The sequence below is a fragment of the Roseospira marina genome (assembly GCF_014197855.1).
GTDB lineage: Bacteria > Pseudomonadota > Alphaproteobacteria > Rhodospirillales > Rhodospirillaceae > Rhodospira > Rhodospira marina.
The window spans coordinates 104949-127144 of sequence record NZ_JACIGJ010000013.1 but is presented as its reverse complement, the minus strand read 5'-3'; the positions used below and the strand labels follow the sequence as shown (position 1 = coordinate 127144).

Annotated in this window: 15 protein-coding genes and 1 tRNA gene; 8 read left to right on the top strand and 8 right to left on the bottom strand. The window is 69.9% G+C overall.

The window, feature by feature from the left end; all coding sequences use genetic code 11:
• The 6 genes from GGD82_RS15670 to GGD82_RS15645 all read left to right on the top strand — a co-directional run.
• Positions 1 to 190: hypothetical protein (locus GGD82_RS15670; protein ID WP_184013298.1), on the top strand; the 190-nt coding region annotated here is incomplete at its 5' end.
• A gap of 135 nt (positions 191 to 325) precedes the next feature.
• A complete protein-coding gene (locus tag GGD82_RS21615) occupies positions 326 to 538 on the top strand; it encodes a Com family DNA-binding transcriptional regulator (RefSeq protein ID WP_211364862.1) in 213 nt (70 codons plus the stop codon).
• The gene (locus GGD82_RS15660) at positions 508 to 1254 is read left to right on the top strand and encodes a DNA-methyltransferase (RefSeq protein WP_150064319.1); all 747 of its coding nucleotides are present in this window, start codon (positions 508 to 510) and stop codon (positions 1252 to 1254) included. Before GGD82_RS21615 ends, GGD82_RS15660 begins: the two co-directional genes overlap by 31 nt.
• Before the next feature lie 282 nt (positions 1255 to 1536).
• On the top strand, positions 1537 to 4107 hold the full coding sequence (locus GGD82_RS15655; protein WP_150063060.1) for a bifunctional diguanylate cyclase/phosphodiesterase: 2571 nt from the start codon (positions 1537 to 1539) through the stop codon (positions 4105 to 4107).
• 145 nt (positions 4108 to 4252) lie between these two features.
• Positions 4253 to 5353 carry a TRAP transporter substrate-binding protein gene (locus GGD82_RS15650; RefSeq protein ID WP_150063059.1) on the top strand — a complete coding sequence of 367 codons (1101 nt, stop codon included), beginning with the start codon at positions 4253 to 4255 and terminating at the stop codon, positions 5351 to 5353.
• An 83-nt stretch (positions 5354 to 5436) separates the two neighbouring features.
• Positions 5437 to 5955, top strand: coding sequence for a hypothetical protein (locus tag GGD82_RS15645; protein ID WP_150063058.1), 519 nt, complete (start codon positions 5437 to 5439; stop codon positions 5953 to 5955).
• 41 nt (positions 5956 to 5996) lie between these two features.
• Here GGD82_RS15645 and GGD82_RS15640 read toward each other — a convergent pair whose 3' ends face one another.
• Positions 5997 to 6542, bottom strand: a complete 546-nt coding sequence (locus tag GGD82_RS15640) for a TetR/AcrR family transcriptional regulator (RefSeq protein WP_211364794.1) — start codon at positions 6540 to 6542, stop codon at positions 5997 to 5999.
• A 179-nt stretch (positions 6543 to 6721) separates the two neighbouring features.
• Between GGD82_RS15640 and GGD82_RS15635 the strand changes: the two genes are divergently transcribed.
• Complete coding sequence (locus GGD82_RS15635) at positions 6722 to 7924, top strand: MFS transporter (protein ID WP_170284352.1); 1203 nt, start codon at positions 6722 to 6724, stop codon at positions 7922 to 7924.
• Positions 7925 to 7966: 42 nt separating this feature from the next.
• Here GGD82_RS15635 and GGD82_RS15630 read toward each other — a convergent pair.
• The 4 genes from GGD82_RS15630 to GGD82_RS15615 all read right to left on the bottom strand — a co-directional run bounded on the left by GGD82_RS15630 (position 7967) and on the right by GGD82_RS15615 (position 13682).
• A tRNA-Arg gene (locus tag GGD82_RS15630) sits at positions 7967 to 8043 on the bottom strand.
• A gap of 137 nt (positions 8044 to 8180) precedes the next feature.
• Positions 8181 to 11438, bottom strand: coding sequence for an error-prone DNA polymerase (locus GGD82_RS15625; RefSeq protein ID WP_150063055.1), 3258 nt, complete (start codon positions 11436 to 11438; stop codon positions 8181 to 8183).
• Positions 11435 to 12991: a Y-family DNA polymerase gene (locus GGD82_RS15620; protein WP_150063054.1), complete on the bottom strand. Its 1557-nt coding sequence runs from the start codon at positions 12989 to 12991 to the stop codon at positions 11435 to 11437. The genes GGD82_RS15625 and GGD82_RS15620 overlap by 4 nt, the downstream gene beginning before the upstream one ends.
• The gene (locus tag GGD82_RS15615) at positions 12906 to 13682 is read right to left on the bottom strand and encodes an ImuA family protein (RefSeq protein WP_150063053.1); all 777 of its coding nucleotides are present in this window, start codon (positions 13680 to 13682) and stop codon (positions 12906 to 12908) included. The genes GGD82_RS15620 and GGD82_RS15615 overlap by 86 nt, the downstream gene beginning before the upstream one ends.
• A gap of 187 nt (positions 13683 to 13869) precedes the next feature.
• Between GGD82_RS15615 and GGD82_RS15610 the strand changes: the two genes are divergently transcribed.
• A complete protein-coding gene (locus tag GGD82_RS15610) occupies positions 13870 to 14883 on the top strand; it encodes an ABC transporter ATP-binding protein (RefSeq protein WP_211364793.1) in 1014 nt (337 codons plus the stop codon).
• Positions 14884 to 16024: 1141 nt separating this feature from the next.
• On the opposite strand, the gene GGD82_RS15605 is transcribed toward GGD82_RS15610, so the two are convergent.
• The 3 genes from GGD82_RS15605 to GGD82_RS15595 form a co-directional block, all read right to left on the bottom strand.
• The gene (locus tag GGD82_RS15605; RefSeq protein WP_170284351.1) at positions 16025 to 17527 is read right to left on the bottom strand and encodes a 6-hydroxymethylpterin diphosphokinase MptE-like protein; all 1503 of its coding nucleotides are present in this window, start codon (positions 17525 to 17527) and stop codon (positions 16025 to 16027) included.
• Positions 17524 to 20625 (bottom strand): EAL domain-containing protein, encoded by a 3102-nt coding sequence (locus GGD82_RS15600; RefSeq protein ID WP_150063051.1) that lies wholly within the window; start codon positions 20623 to 20625, stop codon positions 17524 to 17526. Before GGD82_RS15600 ends, GGD82_RS15605 begins: the two co-directional genes overlap by 4 nt.
• 549 nt (positions 20626 to 21174) lie before the next feature.
• Entirely contained in the window at positions 21175 to 22107 is a 933-nt protein-coding gene (locus GGD82_RS15595) for a hypothetical protein (protein ID WP_150063050.1), read from the bottom strand.
• Between the last annotated feature and the right edge of the window lie 89 nt (positions 22108 to 22196).

Here is a 22196-nt window from a genome sequence, read left to right as displayed (position 1 = left end):
GGCCTTCCGCGCCGCCGACGTCCTGGCCTTCACATCGACCGTCGGCGGTACCGCGTCTCTGGTCGGCACGGACGCCGACGGCACCGCATACCCGGTGGATACCCCGCGCACCGAGGCCGTCACCCCCGGCGTCCCCTGGACCGCCCCGCCCGGCCGTTGGTCGGACGTGTGGGTGACGGAGGCCGCATGACCCCCCGCCACGCGAAAGCGGCGGGGGCCGGGGCGCGGCAACGCCCCGAGCCGAATGTCCTAGGCATCCCCACGTCCACGTCGGCCGCCATGAAACGCGGCCCGCCGGCCCCGGCCGGGGCACGAGGGAATCGCCATGCCCGAACCTGTGGTGTCAATGCGGTGCGCTGGCTGCGCCCGCAAACTGGCGGAGTTGCTGGACCTCCGCCACGGAGGTATCAGCATTAAGTGCCCCCGCTGCGGGGCCATTACGATCCAGAGGGCCGTCGAGTCCCCTCCCCAGCGCGCCACCGAGCGTCCGCCCAAAGGAGAGGCGTCATGCCCGAATGGACCCACCTCGGCGCGGTGAGCGTTGCCCGCGCCGACGCCTTGGACGCCTTGGCCAGTCTGCCCGCCGCGTCGCTGCATGCCATCATCACCGACCCACCCTACTGTGCCGGCGGTTCGACGGAGGCCGCTCGGCAATCCAGCCGGGGAATGACCCGAACCGGACAGGCCGTCGGCGGCTGGTTCCAGGGCGACGCCATGACGACGTTTGGCTTGTGCTGGTTGATGCGAAGCTTGGCTTTAGCCGCAGGCCGTGCGCTGGTGCCAGGTGGATCGCTGGCGGCATTCGGCGACTGGCGGATGGTCCCCGGTCTGGCGCCTGCCCTGGAGAGTGCCGGCTATCGGTGGCGCGCCACTGTGATCTGGGACAAGCTGTCGCCGGGGCAAGGAACCGCCGGCGTGCGGCCCCGCCATGAGACCATCCTCTGGCTCACGCGACCGGGGCCTGTGGTGCGCGGGCCACGAACCATCGGGACCGTTATACCGGCGCGCCGGGTGACGCCGGCAACCCGAAGGCACCCGACCGAAAAACCCCAAGACCTGCTAGTGCCGTTGGTCGAGGCTCTGGTGCCTGAGGGGGGCGCGGTCGCCGACCCGTTCGCGGGCAGTGGGTCGCTGGGGTGTGCGGCCGTGTCCGCCGGTCGCCGTGCTTGGCTCTCCGACGGCGACCCAACCCATGTGGCCACGATGCTCGATCGCTTCTCAGAGCCCCCTCAGATGCCTTCGGACCGTCCCTGAGGTCGCTTCCAGCTCCCTCCCATCCATGATATCGAGTGCTGCAAAGTCAAATGGCCGCTACTGCAAACTCATGTGTCGCGCTTCAGCGGAGACGTAGGGGGGCGGCGGGCGCTGCCCCCGATTCTCCCCCCCCCCCCCCGATCCTCCGCATGGCATCGCGGTGGTGTCGTGTTATATATAGTACCGAACGTTTCCATTCGGGTCCGTCTCGAGCGTTGTGCCGATCCCTGCCGGCCTGTTGCGGTCGCCAAGGGGTGAACCCTCCGACCAAGATCGTGAGGCATGACATCACCGCCTGAAAAGTCTGTGCGGGGCGACACCGCAAGCGCCGGGGGCGTGCATGGCGAGGTCCGCGGGGACGATGTCGTCCGCCTAGACGGTGTGTCGGCGGATCGGTTTGCGCAGACCGTTCCGGGCATCCTGTTCCAGCGTGTGCGGGCCCCTGATGGAACGCTGTCCTACCCCTATGTGTCGCCGTCTCTGGCCACCTATGTCGGCTATCGGGCCGACGAGGTGAAGGTGGCGCGTGATGGCTGCCTCGACTTCATTCATTGGGCCGATCGCGACACCTACCTGCATCGTGTCCGTGAGTCCGCGCGGACCGGGGAGCGCTGCCCGGAGGAGTTCCGCGCCATCGGTTCTGATGGCGAGGTCCGCTGGCTGATGGGGGCGAGTGTGCCGGAAATGGACGCGGACGGGCGCGTCATCTGGCATGGCACGCTGATTGATGTGACCGATCGCAAGCGGGCCGAGCACTGGCTGGCCATGATCATGGACCATGCCGCCGACGTGATCGTGACCCTCGATGAGGACGGCCTGATTGAGCAGGTGAACGCGGCCTCGGTTGGGGTGTTCGGCCGTGATCCCGATGACCTGATCGGCAAACCCGTCTCCGTCCTGATGCCGCAGCTTGAGCAGGGCAATCTGATGGGCCTGCTGCGACGGTACCTGATTCAGGGCGAGCGCACCCTGGTCGGGGCCGGGCCGCGGGAGATGCTGGGCCGGCGCGCCGACGACCGGCTGTTCCCCATCGAGGTTCTTCTGTCGGAAGTTCTGACGGAGGGGCGCCGGCTGTTTATCGCGGTCGTGCGCGACGTCACCGAGCGCAAGGCGGCCGAAGCGGCTCTTTTGGAGAGTCAGAGGCGGCTGGCCACGATTGCCGATACCCTGCAAGGGCTCGTCTTTCAGTTCGCGCTGAAACCGGACGGAAGCCTGCGGGTTCTGTTCGTCAGCGGCTCTGTTCTGAAAGCCATCGGGCAGACGGCGGACGCGGTAATCCAGGACGCGGAGGCGCTGTACGGCGCCATGCCGGCGGACCAGCGTGCCGTGTTCATGAAGGCCATGGCACGGTCGGCCCGGACCCTGGAGCCGATGGAGGGCGATTACAGCCTGATCGCCCAGGACGGATCGCGCCTATGGCTGCGCGGCAGTTCACGGCCGCGCCGGGGGGAGAGCGGCGATGTGATCTGGGAAGGGGTCGCGCTGGACGTGACTGAGCGGAGACAGGTCGAAAGACGGGTCCTGTACCTCGCCTATCACGATCCATTGACCGGCCTGGGCAATCGCAGCCAGCTGCTGGAGCGTTTTCGCGACCTTGCCCCCGTATCGGGGGGGGACGCGGGGTGCGCCCGTCGGATCGCGCTGCTGTCGATCCGGCTCGATCGGCTCAGCATCATCAACGCGACGCTCGGCCACACGATGGGAGATCTGGTCGTACAGACGGTGGCGCGTCGGTTGCGCGAGACCCTGCCCGAGGGCGCGATGCTGTTCCGGGCGGGCGGCGGCCGCTTCCTGGCCCTTGTGCCGGACTGCGGGGCGGACGCGGATGTGTCCCGGCTCGGCGACCGGCTGATCGGCCTGTTCCAACACCCGGTCGAGGCGAACGGCCATGCGCATGACCTGTCCGTCAGCGTCGGAGCTAGCGTGGGGCCGGATCATGGGGACGATCCGGAAACGCTCATCATGCACGCCGACGCAGCCTTGCATCAGGCGAAGCAAGCCGGCGGGGGGCGTCCGTGGCTGTACACCGAGGACATCGGGGAACAGGCCGCCCGGGTCCTGACCATGCGCCATCGCATGCGCGTCGCCCTGGAGCGGAACGAGTTTCGGGCGTACTTCCAGCCGCAGCTCGATCTCGCCAGCAATCGGATCGTCGGCACCGAGGCGCTTGCCCGGTGGGTGCCGGAGGATGGACCGCCGGTCGGCCCCGGCGAGTTCATTCCGATCGCCGAGGAATATGGGCTCATCGACGCGATATGCCTGCGCATCCTGGAAGACGCCTGTCGCTGGACCCAGCGGTGGAACGCTCTGGGTCTGGGCCCGATTTCGGTGGCCGTGAATATCTCCGGCCGGCAGTTCCATGATCCGGAGAGGCTGATCGGTACCGTAGATCATGCTCTGAACACGCTGGGGCTGGAGCCGGCGGCGCTGGAGCTGGAGTTGACCGAAAGCACGGCCATGAACGATCCGGAGAACGCCAGCACGGTGATCCGGATGTTCCATGAGCGTGGCGTCGGGTGCTGCATCGATGATTTCGGTACCGGGTATTCGTCGCTGTCCGTCCTGAAGCGGTTTGCGCTGACCAAGCTGAAGGTTGATCGGTCGTTCGTGTGCGACGTGACCACTGATGCCAACGACGCGGCGATTTGCGGGGCCATCATCGCCATGGGGCGCGCGCTGAACCTGAAGGTCTGCGCGGAGGGTGTGGAGACCGAGGATCAACTCGCGTTCCTGCGCGCCCAGGCCTGCGATCAGGTTCAGGGGTTCCTGATCGCGCGCGCCCTGCCGCCGGACGACCTGGAAGCGCTGTTGCGGCAAGGGGTAACGGCCGGTGCGGTGGGCGAGCGGGCGTGACGATCCCGCACGGTCCGTTTGCGCGTCCCGGAATTCATGCTAGGCCTGATGCGCGCGGGTGGAGCACGGTAATGCAACCCCGCGTCCGGGTCCCTCCGTTGACCGGGGCGGGCCGGTTCGGTCCGAAGAAGGGAGAGTCAAAGGGATGAAACGGCGTGAGTTCCTGTCCGGTGCGGTCGTCGCTGGTGCCACAACCGGCGCGGCGAGCCTGGCGGCACCTTCGATCGTGCGCGCCCAGGAGACCATGGAATGGAAGATGGTCACCACCTGGCCCAAGAACGCGCCGGGCGTCGGGGTTAATGCGCAGCGGTTCGCCGACATGGTGACCGCGATGAGCGGTGGACGCCTGACCATCCGGCTGTTCGCGGCCGGGGAACTCGTGCCGCCGTTCGAATGTCTGGACGCGGTGCAGGCGGACACGGCGCAGTTGGCGCATTCGACGCCGTACTACTGGGTCGGCAAGTCGCCGGCTCTGAACTTTTTCACCACGATGCCGTTCGGGCTGACCGCCTGGGAGCTGAACGCCTGGATCTATTTCGGCGGCGGTCAGGCGCTGTGGGAGGAGGTCTACGCCCCCTTCAACGTCGTGCCGTTCTACGCGGGCAACTCCGGGGTTCAGTCGGGTGGCTGGTTCAACCGGGAAATCAACACACTCGACGACCTCAAGGGCCTCAAGATGCGGATTGCCGGCATCGGCGGCGAGGTCATGCGGCGCCTGGGCGTCGCGGTGGTGGTGACCCCGGCAGGCGAAATCCAGCCGGCGCTGATGTCGGGGGCGGTCGATGCGGCCGAATGGGTCGGGCCGTGGCTCGACATCGCGTTCGGCATGCACAAGGCGGCGAAGTACTACTACGTTCCGGCCTTCCACGAACCCGGCCCGGGCTTGGAGGTGATCGTGAACAAGGACCGTCTCGCCGCGCTGCCGGACGATCTGAAGGCCATCGTCAAATACGCCGCCCGCGCCGCCAGCGAGACCACGCTGGCCGACTTCACCTTCAACAACATCAAGGTGTTCGCGGACATGCGGGAGAAGTTCCCGGAGGTCGAGTTGCGCACCTTCCCCGACGCGGTGATCGCGGCCATGGGCGAAAAGACCAAGGAGGTCGCGGCCGAGATCGCCGAGCGCGACGAGGTGACCCACAAGGTCTACGAGGCCTTCATGGCGTTCAACCAGCAGGCCGAGGCGTATCAGGCCTACTTCGACCTGCCCGCGCTGCGGATGCGCCAGCAGGTGTTCGGCGGCTGATCCTCACCGGCCCCCGCGTCCCGGAGCCGTGGGCGCGGGGGCTGGTCTTTGGTGTGCGTTTCCGTTCGGGTTCCGGGGTTCCCATGTTCATCACGCTGCTCGTCACCGCCTGCGTGGCCGCCCTGGTGGCCGGGATTCTTCTGCTGGTGTTCAAGGCGCTGGGGCGGCGCCCGCCCAAGGTCCTGATCCCGGCGGCCATCGGCCTGTCGATTCTCGTGTTCGTGACCTACAGCCGCTACACCTGGGCCGACCTGATGGTGGCGCGCCTGCCGGACAGCGTGACGGTGATCGAGCGCTACCGCGAAAGCGCGTTCTACGAGCCCTGGACGTATCTGTGGCCTCGCGTCACCCATTTCGCGGCCATCGACCGGGCGACTCTGGCGGCGCATCAGCGCGCGCCGGGCGTCTATCTGGTGGAGATGATCCTGGTCGCGGAGGGCAATCCGACCCTGAGTCTGCCGGTGGTGGTGGATTGCGTCCGGCATCGCCGCGCTACGCTGGCGCCGCAGACACCGCTGGATCCCGCGATGCTCATTGATGCGCTGACGTGGCAGGAGGGGCGCTATCCGGGCGGGCTGTTCGACGCGGTGTGCGCGGAGTAGGGCGCCCCGGCCATCAACCGGAGAGATGGCATGTTCGCGGCCTATCCGCGCGGCGGCGGTGCGGCGTCCGAGGGGGTGGCGACCGGATATAGGCGGTTAAGGAGGGTTTCCGCTGTCGTCATGTCCACGGAATCGGTTGAGAAGAGCAAGCGAAACACCAAGGGGGCAAAGATGTGATCCATCAGCACCGTGCTGGTGGGCACATCTTCGCCCCGCGCCTCGGCCCGGGCGCAGATCTGGTCGAACTGGGCCTTGAGCGCATCGGCGCAGGTGCCGGCATTGAGAGCGGTGGGGCTGCTGAGCAGGTCCCGCAGCAGGGCGCGCCCGAAGTCAGAGGCCATGTCGTCGATGTACTGGGCGAGCCAGGCTTCCATGTCGCCGCGAAAGGATCCGGTGTCTGACGGCGCACTGTCGGGGCGCAGGCGGTCCAGCGCCACGTCGGACAAGAGCTGTCCCAGATCGCCCCAGCGCCGGTAGATGGTCGAGGGGGTGACACCGGCCCGGGCGGCGATCGCCGGAACAGTCAGCTCCAGCCGGCTTCCCTCGCTCTGAAGCGCGCGTACGGCCTCATGAACCGCGGCTTGCACGCGAGCGCTGCGCCCCCCTGGCCGTGGCCCGCATCGGCCCGTCATGCCCCGTCCTTTCGCACCCGTTCGTCCCTCTGGTCGCTCGCATGGCCCCTCTAACGCAAAGTATTTGCATTAGAGGGGCGTCGCCCCTATCTACGCAAAAGCATATTTTTCGCTTTTGTCGGAAAGGCCGCCCTATGTCAACCGTCCCCGCGTCGGGATCGCCCCGCGCCGCCTCCTCCGCACAGACCGGAGCCCTGGCTGTTCACACCGGCACGACTATCGCCGTTCTGGCGGCGTCGAGTGCTCTGGTGCCGCTGTATCGCCTGTACCAGGCGGCGTGGCATTTCTCGCCCGTGATGCTTACCCTGATTTTTGCCAGCTACGTTCTGGCCCTGCTGGCGACGCTAATGATCGCCGGATCGTTGTCCGATCATATCGGGCGCCGTCCGGCGCTGACGCTGGCCCTGGGGCTCAATATCGTGGCTATGGGCGTTTTCCTGGTGGCCGGGTCGCCGACGGTGTTGCTCGTCGCGCGTCTGGTGCAAGGGGTGGCGACCGGTATCGCCACCGCGACCCTGGCGGCGACCCTGTTGGACCTGCATCAGGAGCGGGGCGCACTGATCAACAGCGTGGCGCCCATGACGGGCATGGCCGTCGGAGCCCTTGGCTCGGCCGTTCTGGTCGACACGACACCGTTCGGATCGGTGTTCGTTCTGCTGCTGGTCGTCTTCTGTCTGAACCTGGGTCTGACGTGGCGCATGCCGGAGACGGTCCGGCGGCGGCCGGGCGCCCTGCGGTCCCTGCGCCCGCGTCTCGTAATCCCGCCCGGGGCGCGGGCCGAACTGCTGGCCATTACGCCCATCAACGTGTCCATTTGGGCCTTGGGCGGGTTTTACCTGTCGCTGATGCCGTCCTTGATCGCCGCGGTCACCGGCACACAGACGGCCCTGCTGGCCGGGGGGAATGTCGCGGCCCTGACCCTGAGCGGTGCGGCCGCTATCCTGGTTATACGCCGGCACGGCCCCATGGTGGCTCTGACAGCCGGCGGGATGGCCCTGATCGTCGGCCTGTGTGTGACGTTGACAGGCGCCAACCAGGGGATCGCGAGCCTTCTGATCGTCGGGTCGGTCATCGCGGGCGTTGGGTTCGGCGCCGGCTTTTCGGGGGCGATGCGGCGCCTCGCACCCTTGGCCGCGCCGCATGAACGTGCGGGTCTGATGGCCGCGTTCTATGTCGAGAGCTACCTTGCGAACAGCCTGCCGACGATTCTTGCGGGAGTGCTGATTCCGCGGCTGGGTCTGCTGGCGGTGACCAATCTGTACGGAGGCGCGTTGATCGGTCTCGTGGGCGTCGGCCTGCTGCTGACGCGGATGCGCCACCGCCGCGCCCTTGCCTGACGGTGGGGGCGGATGGTTCGGACGGTATGAGAGGGGAGAAAATGGCGCGCCCGAAGGGATTCGAACCCCTGACCTTCGGCTCCGGAGGCCGACGCTCTATCCAGCTGAGCTACGGGCGCATCATCGCGCGGCGAGGTGATCCAAAACCAGGACCCTGCCGCGAGGGAGACGGACCATAGCCCATCCCGTGACGGCATGCAACGGCCTGTGCGCGCCGATTTTGGGATCCGACGCAGCGGCTGCCCGTGCGGGGTCTTCAGGCCGATCCGGTGCCGACGGTGGCGCCCATCGCGGGCGGAAAGCGCCCAACCCGATCGGCGCGGCTGGGGTCCAGGGCCAGCGCGGAGGAGGGGGCACCGGTCAGGGCAGCCAGACGGTCCGACCGGTCGAGTAGGTGACCCACCATGACGTGCTGCACGGTGCCGTCCGACTGGAACCGGCCCTCCACCTCCAGCAGGCGCGCTTGCAGGACCGCGCGGCGGTTCGCCTCGAACACTTGGGCGGGCACGATCAGGTTGGCGACGCCCAGGTCGTCCTCCAGGGTGATGAACAGCACGCCCTTGGCGGTGCCCGGCCGCTGCCGGCAGACCACCAGCCCAGCCGTCCGCACCCGTTCGCCGTCGCGCGCCCGGCGCAGGCGTTCGGTGGACAATACGCCGTCGCGGTCCAGCTCGGCGCGCAGCAAGGCCAGCGGATGGGTGCGCAGGGTCAGGCGGAGGCTGCGGTAGTCCTCCACCACGGATTCGTCCTCGCGCAGGTCGGGCAGCGTGACCTCCGGCTCGGGGCCGAGCTCCGACGCGCCGGGGCGCGCGAACAGGGGCAGTGGCGGCGCGGTCAGGCGCTTGACGGCCCACAGGGCGGCCCGCCGGTCCAACCCCAGCCCGGCCAGGGCGTCGGCGCGGGCCAGCGTGTCCAGCACGGGACCGGTCAGGCCGGCGCGGCGCCACAGGTCCTCCACATCGCGGAATCGCCGTTCCGTCCGGGCGCCGATGAGGCGGTCGCAGGCCCCGCGCGCCACGGAGCCGGACAGGCCCTTGATCTGCCGCAAGCCCAGGCGGAGCGCCAGATTTCGTGCGTCAGATGGGGCGCCGTCCGGCCCACGCGCCGTCTCCAGCGTGTTGTCCCAGGCGCTGCGGGTGACGTCCACCGGCCGCACCGTGACCCCGTGGTCGCGGGCATCGCGCACGATCTGGGCCGCCGAATAGAACCCCATCGGCTGGCTGTTCAGCAGGGCGCAGGCGAACACCGCCGGGTGATGGCGCTTCAACCACGCCGAGACGTAGGCCAGTAGGGCGAAGCTGGCGGCGTGGCTTTCGGGGAAGCCGTATTCGCCGAAGCCCTCGATTTGGCGAAAGCAGTTCTCGGCGAACGCCCGCTCATGGCCGCTGCGCAGCATGCCGGCGACGAACCGCTCGCGGAACCCATGGATGGTGCCGGCCCGCCGGAAGGTGGCCATGGCGCGGCGCAACTGGTCCGCCTCGGTCGGGGTGAATCCGGCGCCGTCGATGGCGATCCGCATCGCCTGCTCCTGGAACAGCGGCACGCCAAGGGTCTTTTCCAGCACCCGGCGCAGGGCGTCCGAGGGGTAGGACACCGGCTCCAGGCCCTGGCGACGGCGCAGATAGGGATGGACCATGTTGCCCTGGATGGGGCCGGGGCGGACGATGGCGACCTCCACCACCAGATCGTAGAACGCGCGCGGCCGCAGGCGCGGCAGCATGCTCATCTGGGCGCGGCTTTCCACCTGGAAGACGCCCAGGGCATCGGCGTCGCACAGCATGTCGTAGACGCGGGGATCGTCCGCCGGCACGCTCGCCAGCGTCAGGTTCGGCCCGCCGGTCGCCCGCAGCAGGTCGAACGCCTTGCGCACGCAGCTCAGCATGCCGAGTGCCAGGATATCGACCTTCAGCAGGCCGAGGGCGTCCAGGTCGTCCTTGTCCCACTGAATGACCGTGCGGTTCTCCATGGCGGCGTTCTCGATCGGCACCAGGGTGTGCAGCGCGCCCCGCGTGATGACGAAGCCGCCCACATGCTGCGACAGGTGGCGGGGAAAGCCGCGCAACTGGTCCACCAGATCGAGGGCCAGCCGCAGGCGGGCGTCGTCGGGGTCCAGCCCGGCCTCGCGCACTTGCGCATCCTCCAGCGGGCGCGAGGAGATGCCCCAGACCGTGCCGGACAGCGCCGAGACGGCGTCCTGCGACAGGCCCAGCGCCTTGCCGACGTCCCGCAGGGCGGAGCGCGAGCGGTAGGCGATCACCGTGGCCGCCAGCCCGGCGCGGGTCCGGCCGTAGGTGTCGTAGATGTACTGGATGACCTCCTCGCGCCGCTCGTGCTCGAAATCCACGTCGATGTCGGGGGGCTCGTCGCGGGCGGCGGAGACGAAGCGCTCGAACAGCAGGTCGAAGCGGGCGGGGTCGATGGCGGTGATCCCCAGGCAGTAGCAGACCGCCGAATTGGCCGCCGAACCGCGCCCCTGGCACAGAATGTCCTGCGAGCGGGCGAAGCGGACGATGTCGTACACCGTCAGGAAATAGGGCGCGTAGCCAAGCTGATCGATGATCGCGAGTTCGCGCGCGACGGTGGCTCTGACACTTGCGGGAGCGCCCTCCGGCCAGCGCCAGGCCAGACCGGCCTGGGTCAGGTCCTCCAGATGCTGCTGCGGGGTGCGGTCGGGCGGGGTGATGTCGTCCGGGTATTCGTAGCGCAGATCCGCGAGGTCGAAGGTGCAGCGGTCGGCAATCGCCACCGTGCGGGTCAGCGCGTCCGGATAGTCCGCGAACAGGGCGGCCATGGCGGCGGGGCTCTTCAGGTGGGCCTCGGCGTTGGCGGCGAGGCGCCAGCCGGCCGCGTCCACCGTCACATGCTCGCGGATGCAGGTCAGCACGTCGAGCAGGGGGCGCCGCGCCGGCGTGTGCAGGCGCACGCCGTTGGTGGCGAGCAGCGGCACCCCAACGCGCGCCGCCACCGCCGCCAGGGTGGCCAGCCGGCGGGCGTCGCGGCCGTCCAGGCGGCAGCGGGCGGCGAGGTGGCACGTGTCGCCCGGAAACAGATCACGAAGCGCGGCCAGTTCCCTCTCGAACGCGTCCATCCCGCGGCCGTCCGTAAGTCCCTCCTCTGGTGGCAGCACGGCGGCGATCAGCCCGGCCGCGTGCTCGGCGAGATCGTCGCGGGACAGGAAGCACGCCCCCTTGGGCGCGCGCCGGCGGCCGAGGGTGAGCAGCGTGCACAGCCGGCCATAGGCGGCCCGGTCGGTGGGGTAGACCAGTACGCTCGGCGCGTCCTCCAGGTCGAGGCGGCAGCCGACGATCAGGCGCAGCCCGGCGGCGCGGGCGGCGGTCCAGGCGCGGACGACGCCGGCCAGGGTGTTGCGGTCGGTGACCGCCAGGGCGTGCAGGCCGAGCGCGGCGGCGGTCACCACCAACTCGTCGGGATGCGACGCCCCGTGCAGAAAGGTGAAGTTGGTGGTGACGTCGAGTTCCGCGTACGGCGGCGGGGATGGGGGTGGGGGCGTCATGGAAACACCCCCCGCACGCACCAGCGGGCATTGGCTTCGTGCGCCAGCCACAGGCGGTGGCCGCCGGGGTCCTCGATGCGCCAGAGGTCGCGGATCCGATCCGGCGCGGGCGCTTCCGCGCCATGCCACCACTCGGGGACGAGCCGCTCCGGCCCCTCGGCGCGGGCTACGGTCCACACCTGCCGACGCCAGCGGAAGCGGGTCGGCGGCCGGCCGTCGGTCAGCACGTCCACTGGCTCCGGTGCCAGCAGGCGCGGCGGCCGCAGCGCCGTCGCCGGCCAGAGCGCAGGGGCCCCGCCGGGCCGGCGGTCGGTCGTGGTCACGGCGCTTTCCGGCACATGGCTGGGGTGCGGGATCGGGCGGACGACCTGGGTCGTGCCCAGCCGCGTGCGCAGGCGGTCGAACAGTAGGGCAATGGCGTCGTCCGCCTGTCCGGAGCGGCCAACGCCGGCCGGCGCGGACTCCGGTGCGGCCTCAATTTGTGTGGCCTCCAGGGGCTGCACGGCGGTGAGCGTCAGCACCATGGCCTCGATCCCGAAGCCGACATCCAGGCCGTCCAGTGTCTCCTGGAACAGGCGGGCCAGGGCCTGCGGGTCGCGGGTCGGTCGGCTGGTCCCGACCGCCCGGTGGATCATGGTGCCGTCGACGCGCGCCATCTCCAGCACCAGACGCCGGGCGCCGTGGCGGCGGCGCTCCAGCCGGGGCTGGAAGGCGCGACAGAGGGTGGCGATGGCGTGGGCGATGTCCTCCGTGCGGCCGATGGGCTCGGCGAAGGCGAGAGCCTCGCGCCAGGGGTCGGCCGGCGGACGCGGGGTGAAGGGCTCCGGCGCATGGCCGAGCGCCTGATCCAGCCGCTGCGCCACCACCGTGCCCAGGCGCGCGGCCAGGGGCGCCCGGGGCAGGGCGGCGAGGTCGCCGATCCGGGTCAGGCCGAGGCGTCGCAGGGTTTCGCACACATCGGCGGGTAGGCGCAGGGCCTCCACCGGCAGGCCCATGAGAAGCTGGCGTTGGGCGCCTTCCGGCAGATGGGCGACGCCCGGCGGCTCGGTGGTGTCGTCGGCCAGGAAGCGGGCGGCGGCCCAGGCGGCGCCCTGGGTGTCTGCCAGCCCCAGGCGGACGGTCGTGAAGCCCGCCGCGCGTACGCGCGTCCGCAGGTCGCGGGCCAGGGACTCCTCGCCGCCGAGTAGATGGGCGCAGCCGGTGATGTCGAGCCACAGGCCGCCCTCGCCACCGGGGCCCGGCCCCTCGATGGCGGTCCAGGGGGTGTAGCGCGTCGCCCAGGTGGCCAGCGCGCCGAGTGCGGCGGTGTCGGCGGCGGGATCGGCGGGGCGTGTCGCCAGCGTGGGGCACGCGGCGCGGGCGTCGGTCAGCGGCCGGTTCGCGAACACGCCGGCGGTCTCCGCCGGGCGGTTGACGGCGTACAGAGTCGCGGTCGTGCCCGTCTCCGTCACCAGGGCGAACGGGGCCTCACGCGGACCAGCGGACGGCGTTCCCGCACGGGTCGCCCGATCCGTCGCGAAGCGCGGCAACCACAGAAAGAGCACTCGTCTCATCGTTCCACTCCAGTCGCCAACCCGCCGGCCGACCGCTTCGGCATCGCTCCAGCCGTACGTCCCAACGCACCGCGCCCAGCCCCGACCACGCCACCGGCGCGGCCGGAACGGGGGTGACCCGCCAGCGCGTGGTGGCCGCGACCGATCCCGCCGGTCCGGCGCGTCCGGCGGGCACCAGCAGCAGGCCCGTGACGCCGCCGGCCTCGGCCGCGAGCTGAAGCCGCCGCCCAGCGGTGAGACCGGCGACGCGCACCTGTCCCACGACGGCGGCGAGGCCCGGGGTGCGCAGGCCCTCTTCCAGGCACCACAGCACCTGCGCGTCGTCGCGGGCGCGGGCGATCATGATCCGGCGCGGCGGCAGGCCGAGCTGGGCCAACCCCGGGGGATACAGCGTGTCGTCCGTCCCCCCTTGGCGGAGGCACCACAGCACCGGCGCGTCCCGGTGCGCCGCCAGCCGGCCCGCCAGAAGCGCGGTGAAGCCGAGCGCCGCGGCCGGTCCGGTGGCCTGTTCCGCCGGGTCCGCGTCGGCGCCCACCACTTGATGCAGGCACCCCAGCGGCAGACCGCCCCAGGGCAGCGCGGTATCCACGGCCTCCAGCCCCAAGGGCAGGGTGGCGCCGGCGGTCCGGGACGCCCCTTCCAGGCGCTGGATCCGCTGGCGCAGCCGTTCCAACGAGGATGAGTGAGACATGCGACCAGCCCTTCGTGTTCCGTATTTGTTCTATGCGAGAGTCGCGCCGGGAGTCAACACGTCCCACCCTCGGTCGCGTCCTCAATCCCTGGGTCGTGTCAGGCCACGCTGGCTCCCGGTCTTGACCCGTCCGGGGCGAACCCCCACGGTCAAGAGGTTCACTTATCCCGATCAGGATCACCGCCCCGTGCCCACAGCCGCCTCCGTCGCCCCGCCGTTGATCGAGGTGGCCAATCTGACCCAGGATTATCCGGGCCTGCGGGCGCTCGACGCCGTATCCTTCTCCATCGCGCCCGGGACTGTGACGGCGTTGGTCGGCCCCAATGGCGCCGGCAAGACCACGCTGCTGCGCTGCCTCGCCGCGCTGGATCTGCCGTTCGCCGGTCGGATTCGGGTCGCCGGGCTGGACGCGACGGAGCGGCCGCGCGCCGTCCATCGCATGACCGGGTTCCTGCAAGATTTCTTCGGTCTCTATGATTCGCTGACCGTCGAGGCGGGCCTGTGGTACGCCGCCGCCGCGCGCGGCGTGCCGCGATCCGCGATTCCCGAGCGCATCGCCTGGGCGGCGGCGGCGGTCGGCCTGTCCGAGCGGCTGTCGCACCGCGCCGGCACCCTGTCGCGCGGCATGCGCCAGCGTCTCGCCACCGCGCAGACGATCATTCACCGGCCCCGGGTGGTGCTGCTGGACGAGCCGGCGTCCGGGCTGGATCCGGAGAACCGGGCCGATCTGGCCGGGCTGCTGCGCCGCCTGCGGACGGACTATGGGATGACGCTGGTGGTGTCCTCCCACATTCTGTCGGAGCTTGAGGACTACTCCACGCACGTCATGATCCTGCGCGACGGCCGGCTGATCCGCCACGATGCGCTGGGCGATGAGGCCGGCGGTGAACCCGGGGTGGCGAACGACCGGACCGGGCCGGCGCGGCTGCTGGTGTCCCTCAGCCATCCCACCCCCGACGCGGCTGCGGTTCTGGCGGCGCGCGACGACATCGCCGATGTGACCCCGCTGGGGGAGGACGACCGGCGCGTCTTCGTGACCCTGGTTGACGGCGCCGATCCCGCGCGCCGGACCGATCTGCTGGCCGCCCTGGTGGCGGCCGGGGTGCCGGTGTGTGGGTTCGATGTGGAGCGCCGGAACCTCCAGGATGTCTATCTCGATCACCTGCGTGAGCCGCGCGAGCCGGCCGGAGAGGCGCCATGACCCGATTCGCGACCGCGCGTCTGGGGAACCCCGAGTTCCGCCGCAATCTGATGGTGGAGATCTCGCCCCAACGCCTGCTCGGCATGCCGGTCGTTCTGGGGTTGCTGTTTCTGGCGGGCGCGGAAGCGGGCGGCGCCGAGACGGTCGATGTGATCGCTCACGGCGCGCTGGTCGTGCTGCTGCTGTTGTGGGGCACGCGGCTGACGGCGGGCGCGGTCGCCGACGAGATCCAGGCCGGCACCTGGGACGCCCAGCGCATGAGCGGCCTGTCCCCCTGGGCCATGACCTGGGGCAAGCTGTTCGGGGTGACCGCCTTCATGTGGTACGGGGCCGCGTTCGCGGTGGCGGCGATCTGGATCGCCGGCATCACGGGTATGGTGGAACTGCTGGACCTTCTGCTGACCGGGGTGGTGGCGCAGGCCGGCGCGCTGCTGTTCGGGCTGTTGCTGCAACGGGTGCGGCGGACGGGCGGCAAGCGCTTGGGAGTCGCCCTGGCGCAGATCTTCGCCATCGGTCTGGCGGTCTGGCTGACGACGCAGGAGAGCTTGTGGGAGGCGCGGCCGGTTGAATGGTGGTCCCTGACGGTGGACGGCCGCGACTTCATCCTCCTCTCCAAGGCCTTGGCGCTGGGTTGGGTGCTGGCCGGCATTCACGCCCTGATGCGCGAGGAACTGCGCTACCGCGCTCAGCCCTGGACATGGCTGGCGTTCCTGGCCTTCTGCGCCGTCTATGTCGCCGGGTTCGGGGACGAGCTTCTGGTCGTCAGCCTGTTCGGAACCATGCTGGCGGTCGACGCCGTGCCGCTGGTGATCATGATCGGCACCGTGGCCGGCCTGACGCTCGTGGCCGCCCTTCTGGGGATGCACAACAGCGTCGAGATGCGGCGCTGGCTGGCGGGGCCGACGCGCGCCCGAAGCCGACCGGGCGCCCTGCTGACCGAGGCGCCGGCCTGGGGGCTGGGTCTGGCCGTGACGCTCCTGCTGGGGCTGGTGCTGACTGTGATCTGGCTGCGGGTGCCGGAGCCGTCGTGGCTGCCCGTCCTGATCTGGAGCGGCGGGCTGTTCCTGCTGCGGGACGTCGGCGTGATCCTGGCGTTGAACCTGGACTCCGGCGCGCGGCGAGGGCCATGGGCCGGGCTGATCTATCTGTGGGCGCTGTATATCCTGGTGCCTGTGGCGTTGGTCAACGTCTCGCCCGGTGCCTCCGCCGCCGTGATGCCCACCGTGGCGCCGACGGTCTTCGGCGCGTTGATCCCGGCGCTGGGGCAGGCGGCGCTGGCGTGGCTGCTGGTGGCGTGGCGGTGGCGCGTCGCCAAGCGGGGTCTGTCCACCGCGAAACCCGGGTAGCGCACACGCGCAAGGCCCCCTGGACCCGTGCCGTCCGGCCCCGCGAAGAGGAGGTGCCGGCCGTGCGCCGCGAACACGGTCGCCGCATGACGCAGCGCAGCGTGCATGCGGTCGGGCTTGGGCAGATGCCACGTCCGGCCGGGACCGAAGTAGCCCCCCGGTCCCGCCCCACCGCTTCCATCCATATCGGCATGGTTCGGGTCGGGGCCGTGGGAGGTCACCACGCGCCCGTCGATGCGGGCGTCGGGTGGCAGCCGGTAGCGCAGATCGACCCCGACCAGCACCACCGGATCGCAGCCCATCAGGAACGCAAGCTGTACCGCCAGATAGGCCACGGTCTGCCCGGCGTGCAGCGGACCGTCGGCGCGGGTGGCGAACCCCGGCACGGGCCGGCGGTCATCCGGCGCGTACCACGACCAGTCCACCGGAAGATGCAGGCGTCCAGCTGCGCGCGGGATCACATCGGCATGATCCACGGGCAGGATCAGGGGCGCCCAATCCAGGGCGCGCAGCGCGGCCGCCTCCTCGACGGCGACGCGGCGGTCCTCGACCAGATGCCATGTGGGCGTCAGGCGGCCCGTGTGATGCAGCCGCCACGCCCCGTTCAGGGCGAAGGTCACGGCATCGCGCAGCGGCGCGAGGTCGAGCGTTGCGAGGGAGGGCCCGTTTCCCACCACCACCGCCGGGCGCCCGGCGTGGAGCCCGGCAAGATCATAAAGCGTGGTGACCCGCTCTGGCGCCGCATCGGCCGGATGGCCGGCCAGCGCGAGCCGTTCGCAGCGGGGCAGGGTGTCGGGGTGATTCGCGACCGTCAGCGGAACGCCGGCCGGCACGAGAACGCCGCCGACCGGCGCGGTGGGGGAGGGCGCCGCCGCTGGGGTCGAAAAGTCCGGCACATGGATGCCGAAGCAGGCGGGATGGTTTTGGGTGCTGGGCGGCAGGGGGACGCACGGCACCGCTCGCGGGGCCTCCAGCGCCGGCCCGATCGTCGCCAGTCGCGCGTTCAGACCGCGCGGTGCCACCACGCCCGGGCGTAGCACCAGCGTCGGCTCCCGGGCGACGCAGGACTCGGCGTGCGCCGGCGCGGGGAGGGCGGTCTGGCTGTGGTGAACACGTGGCGCCCAGGGCGCAAGTGCCTCCCGCAGGGGGCGGCTCAGGCCACCCGTCAGGGCGACCGTCACGGGTGGCCCGGGCGCCAACGGGTCGTCGTCGAGCAGGCCGGCGAGGGTCTGGAGGGCCGCCGGCTCCTGGCCCGGCCGGAGGGGGATGCGGATCGCGACGGGGGGGCGAGCCCTCACCGGCTGCCGACGATGGCGGCGGCCCGCTGCGGCGACCATCCGTGTTTCAGCAGATCGGCCATGCCCTCTTTTTCGATCGGTTTGCTGAACAGGTAGCCCTGGCCGAGCTGGCAGCCGTTGGCGCGCAGGAATTCGACCTGCGGCTCGGTCTCCACGCCCTCGGCGATCAGTTGCAGCCCGAGCGAACTCGCCATCCGGATGATGGCCTGCGTGATCGCCATGTCATCCTCGCTGCTCGGGATGTCCATCACGAACGAGCGGTCGATCTTGAGCGCGTCGATCGGGAAGCGCTTGAGGTAGGACAGCGACGAATAGCCGGTGCCGAAGTCGTCGATCGACAGCGTGATGCCGATGTTCTTCAGCGACCACAGGGCCTCCACGGCTTCGTCCGCGTTCTCGACCAGCATGCTCTCGGTCAGTTCCAGGTCCAGAAGCTCCGGCTTCACCCCGGTGTCGCTGAGGATGCCCTTGATGGTCTCGGCCAGCCGCTGGTCGCGGAACTGGCGGGCCGACAGGTTGACGCCCACCCGGATCGGCGGCAGGCCCTGGTCCCGCCAGACGCGGAGCTGTTTGCACACCGCCCGCAGCACCCATTCGCCGATGGGCACCACGAGGCCGGTTTCCTCCGCCACCGGCACGAACTCCACCGGCGACACGTCGCCCAACTCGGTCGAGCGCCAGCGCAGCAGGGCCTCGGCACCGACCACCGCCCGCGAGGTCAGGTCCACCTTCGGCTGGTACACCATAAACAACTCATCGCGTTCCAGCGCACGGCGCAGGCCGGTTTCGATCTGGAGGCGCCGCACCATGTCGTCGGACAGACGATCGGTGTAGAACTGATAGTTGTTGCGGCCTTTCTTCTTGGCGAAGTTCACCGCCGTGTCGACGTTGCGCAGAAGGTTCGAGATGCCGCCCCGGGTGCGCGGATAGATCACCACGCCGATGGACCCGGAGGTGTAGATCTCGCGCCCGTCCACCTCGAACGGGCGGGACAGGTCGATCAGCATGCGATGCGCGATGTCCGCCACCTCGTCCTCGCCGCTCACATGCTCCAGGATGACGGTGAATTCGTCGCCGCTCTGGTGTGACACGGTGTCGCCGGGGCGCACGTGCCCCTGCAGGCGGCGCCCGGCCATCTGAAGCACACGGTCGCCGGCCGGGTGGCCGAGCGTGTCGTTGATGTTCTTGAAGTGGTCCAGGTCCACGAACAGGATGCCTAGCATCGTGCCGCGCGTGTCCGCGCGCGAAATCGCAGCCTCCAGCCGGTCGCGGAACAGCGCGCGGTTGGGCAGTCCGGTCAGCGGGTTGCGCGTGGCCAGGAACAGCAGGCGCTGCTCGGCGATCTTGCGCTCGGTGATGTCGCGCATCATGCCGATGAACAGATGCCGGCCGCCGATTTTCATCTCGGACAGGGCCAGTTCGGCGGGGAACGTGGTGCCATCCTGGCGGCGCGCCTCCACCTCCCGGCCCATACCGATCACCCGGCTTTTGCCGGTGGTCAGGTAGTGAACGATGTGGTCCTGGTGCTTCGCCCCGGCCTCCTCCGGCATCAGGATCGTGACCGGCTTGCCGATCGCCTCCGACGCCTCGTACTCGAACATGGTTTCGGCGGCGGCGTTGAAGGTTTCGATGGTGCCCTGGGAATCGACGATGATCAGCGCATCGACCATGGTGTCCATGATCTTGGACAGCCGTTCCTCGCGCTGGATGATCTGCTCCGTCGCCCTTTGGCGTTCGCTGACGTCGCGGGCCACCAGCATGTACCCGATGCCCGGACCGTCCGGGTCGTAGGGTACGGCGGCCAGTTCCACGTCGATCACCCGGCCGCGCACGTCCAGGAGTTGCGCGGGCAGCCGGCGATGTTCCCCGACCAGAAGGGTTTCGGCCTCGTCGAGCAGCGGGCGGCTGTCCTCGTGCACGTACTGCCGAAAGTCCCGCCCGATCAGGGAGTCCGCCGGCCAGACGCCCAGGATCGCCGCGCCAGCGTCGTTCATCACCTCAATGCGGTTGTCGCGCACCACGCAGATCAGGTCCGGCGCCAGATCGATGAGGTGGCGGTAGGTTCGGTCCGCATGCGCGATGTCCTTAAGGCGCCGCAGATCCAGGAGATCGTTGATGATCTCCAGCATGCCATTGCCCGACCGGACGATGTCGTCGATGTAGGTGCGGTACTGCGCGTTCTCCATCGGGCCGAACACCTCGGCCTGGATGACCTCGGCGAAGCCAATGATGCTGTTCAGGGGGGTGCGCAGCTCGTGGCTGATCGCCTGCATCAGCGTGGTCTTGGCCGCATCCGCCGCCTCGGCCTGTTCCAGGGCTTTGGCGACGCGCTGCTTTTGGACCTGGCTTTCGGTGATGTCGGTCAGTGTGATGGCGACGCCATCGGCCAGCGCGGTCGCGCCGAGGCGGACCCAGCCGGTGTCGCCGTCGGGCCGCTGGATCCGCTGTTCCAGCATGCGGGGCTCGCGGTCCGCCACCACCCGTGCCAGCACGTCCACCAGCCCGGGCCAGCCTACATCGTCGGCCAACGCTCGCAGGCCCGCATCCGTGACGTCGCTGCCGGTGCGCTGGAACAGCGCGGTGAAGGCCGGGTTGACCAGAAGGCATCGGAAATCCGTCACAGCCCCGTTGGGGTCGCGCACGCATTCCAGCGCCGCCAGCCCGTCGCCGATGGTGTTGACCACGCCCTCCAGAAAGGCGCCGCCCTTCGCCAGGGTCGTCAGGGTTTCCTTGCGAGCGCAGGCGTAATGGATGGCGCGCAAGAGGCTTTCCGCCGAAAGGCCGTCCTTCGAGAGATAATCCTGGGCGCCCCGGCGCACCGCCGCCACCGCCGCGAAGGCATCATCCGTGCCCGTCAGGACGATGATCGGCGTGTCGGGGGCATCCCGCAGAATCGGATCCAGTGTGGCCAAGCCAACGGAATCGGGCAGTTGCAGGTCGAGAACGACAACGTCGAACGGATCCCGGGACAGGGCATCAAGCGCCGCTTCGAGGGTTGAGGCCTCGATCACGTCAAACTGCGCCGACGCTCCCTCATCCAGCAAGGCCGAGACGAGCGAGGCGAACGATGGATTGTCTTCAACGAGAAGAACACGCACGGTCGTCGCCTCGATCTCCTCTGCCCTCACAATGCCGCGACCGGGCGGGATCGCAGGCGCAGACTCTAAGAGTCCGCCGTGGATTCAGCAGGCTGAGTCCCCGTGCACACACCCGAGTCCGTTTCCAAAAGAGTGCCCCGGGGTTTGCGGTGAGTCCAGAGCCATGAGGACGGCGGTCGTCTCCAACCCCTTGATATAACATTGCGGAACCCGATGGGGCGAGGGCTGCCGGGGGCTGTGATGCGTGGACCGCGCTTGCCGGATAGACCCTCGGCGCGGTCCATCTGCCCCCATTGACCGCGAGACGTCCTTGGGAGCGATTAAGGATGGGTGTTCACGACCTCTATCGGTGCCGATTACCATCGCGCGAGAAACACCGTGTATTCCTAGGTCAGGCGATCGCTCTTCAAGACCGGATGACCGGGTGGCGCATCGGGTGGGGCTGGGTTTCATGGGACGCAGGTGCGGGACGAGGCTGTCACCCGTACACCGTGTCGCTGGCGCCGGAGACCTTCGTATCAAGTGTGCCGAGTCGAGGGTGCCTCCCCATTAGGGCGGGGCGGCCGGACTCAACTCGCTCGGGAGGGCCAGGGCATCGGCGCGACGGAAGGGCGGTGGCGCCGATGCCGGGCGCGCCTCGACGTCTACCGGGATCACGCCGTTTCGCGGGCGGGTGCGGTTTCCGGCTGGTTCAACGGGCCGGATCGCATTGGGGGGGGAGACCTCCGGGGCGATGGTCGGGGCGGGCTGTGCCGCCGTGTCCAGCCCCAGGGACGGTTCGGTCCCATCGCGAGTCCGTCCGGTCCCGAGCGTCGGCGGCGGCGCGGGCGAGGGGTCCGGTCCATCGGCCAGGTTTCCCTCGGCCCGGGATTCGCCTGTAAGGGCCGCCCAGGCTTCTTCAAGGGTCGGGAGGCTGGTATGCCCGCCCCCGGCCAAGTCCCGCAGCAGCGCGCGGACATCGCTTGGCTCGGACACCCGGGCGGGCAGGGGGACCCCATGTGGCACGGCATCCGGAAGGGCGACGACAAGCCCCTGTACCGGCACGCGGCCGACCCGCGCGCGAAGGGCACCGAGCACCTGGTCCAGCAGCGGGAGCGGGTTCGGGATCGTCTGGGCGTGTCGGCCCGTGCCGATCTGCCACGCGCCGGCGCGCGGTGCGTCGGTCACCGGCTCGTCCAACCGGACCGGAAGCAGGACCATCAGGGCGTGCTGCAACGGAACGACCGCCGCGATCGACAGGGGCGCCGCCGCGATCGCTTCGGCGGGTGGCCCTGCGTCCAAAATCACAGGGCCATGGACGGGCGCGGCCACCCGAAGGTCCAGCGCGCGCAGACCGTCCACCAGGGCACGCCAGTCGGTTGCGGCGGCGGACCGGTCGGTGGCGATCGCTCCCGCGTCGGCGTCTGACGCGCCACGTCCGAAGAGCCGCGCCAAAAGACCAGGGCGCGCCCCGGTCGCGTCTCGTCTCCGTTCTGCCATCATATCGAGCCCTTTCTGGTCACGATTCTTGGCCGATGCGGTGTGGTCTCACACCGGGGTTCCGAACGCCAGTGTCGTCGGTGCGGGTGGGG

Coding starts and splice junctions, on each gene's coding strand:
- GGD82_RS15625 (WP_150063055.1), bottom strand. CDS start 11,438: ATGACGCCCCCACCCCCATCCCCGCCGCCGTACGCGGAACTCGACGTC.
- GGD82_RS15655 (WP_150063060.1), top strand. CDS start 1,537: ATGACATCACCGCCTGAAAAGTCTGTGCGGGGCGACACCGCAAGCGCC.
- GGD82_RS15650 (WP_150063059.1), top strand. CDS start 4,253: ATGAAACGGCGTGAGTTCCTGTCCGGTGCGGTCGTCGCTGGTGCCACA.
- GGD82_RS15635 (WP_170284352.1), top strand. CDS start 6,722: ATGTCAACCGTCCCCGCGTCGGGATCGCCCCGCGCCGCCTCCTCCGCA.
- GGD82_RS15620 (WP_150063054.1), bottom strand. CDS start 12,991: ATGAGACGAGTGCTCTTTCTGTGGTTGCCGCGCTTCGCGACGGATCGG.
- GGD82_RS15660 (WP_150064319.1), top strand. CDS start 508: ATGCCCGAATGGACCCACCTCGGCGCGGTGAGCGTTGCCCGCGCCGAC.
- GGD82_RS21615 (WP_211364862.1), top strand. CDS start 326: ATGCCCGAACCTGTGGTGTCAATGCGGTGCGCTGGCTGCGCCCGCAAA.
- GGD82_RS15595 (WP_150063050.1), bottom strand. CDS start 22,107: ATGATGGCAGAACGGAGACGAGACGCGACCGGGGCGCGCCCTGGTCTT.
- GGD82_RS15615 (WP_150063053.1), bottom strand. CDS start 13,682: ATGTCTCACTCATCCTCGTTGGAACGGCTGCGCCAGCGGATCCAGCGC.
- GGD82_RS15645 (WP_150063058.1), top strand. CDS start 5,437: ATGTTCATCACGCTGCTCGTCACCGCCTGCGTGGCCGCCCTGGTGGCC.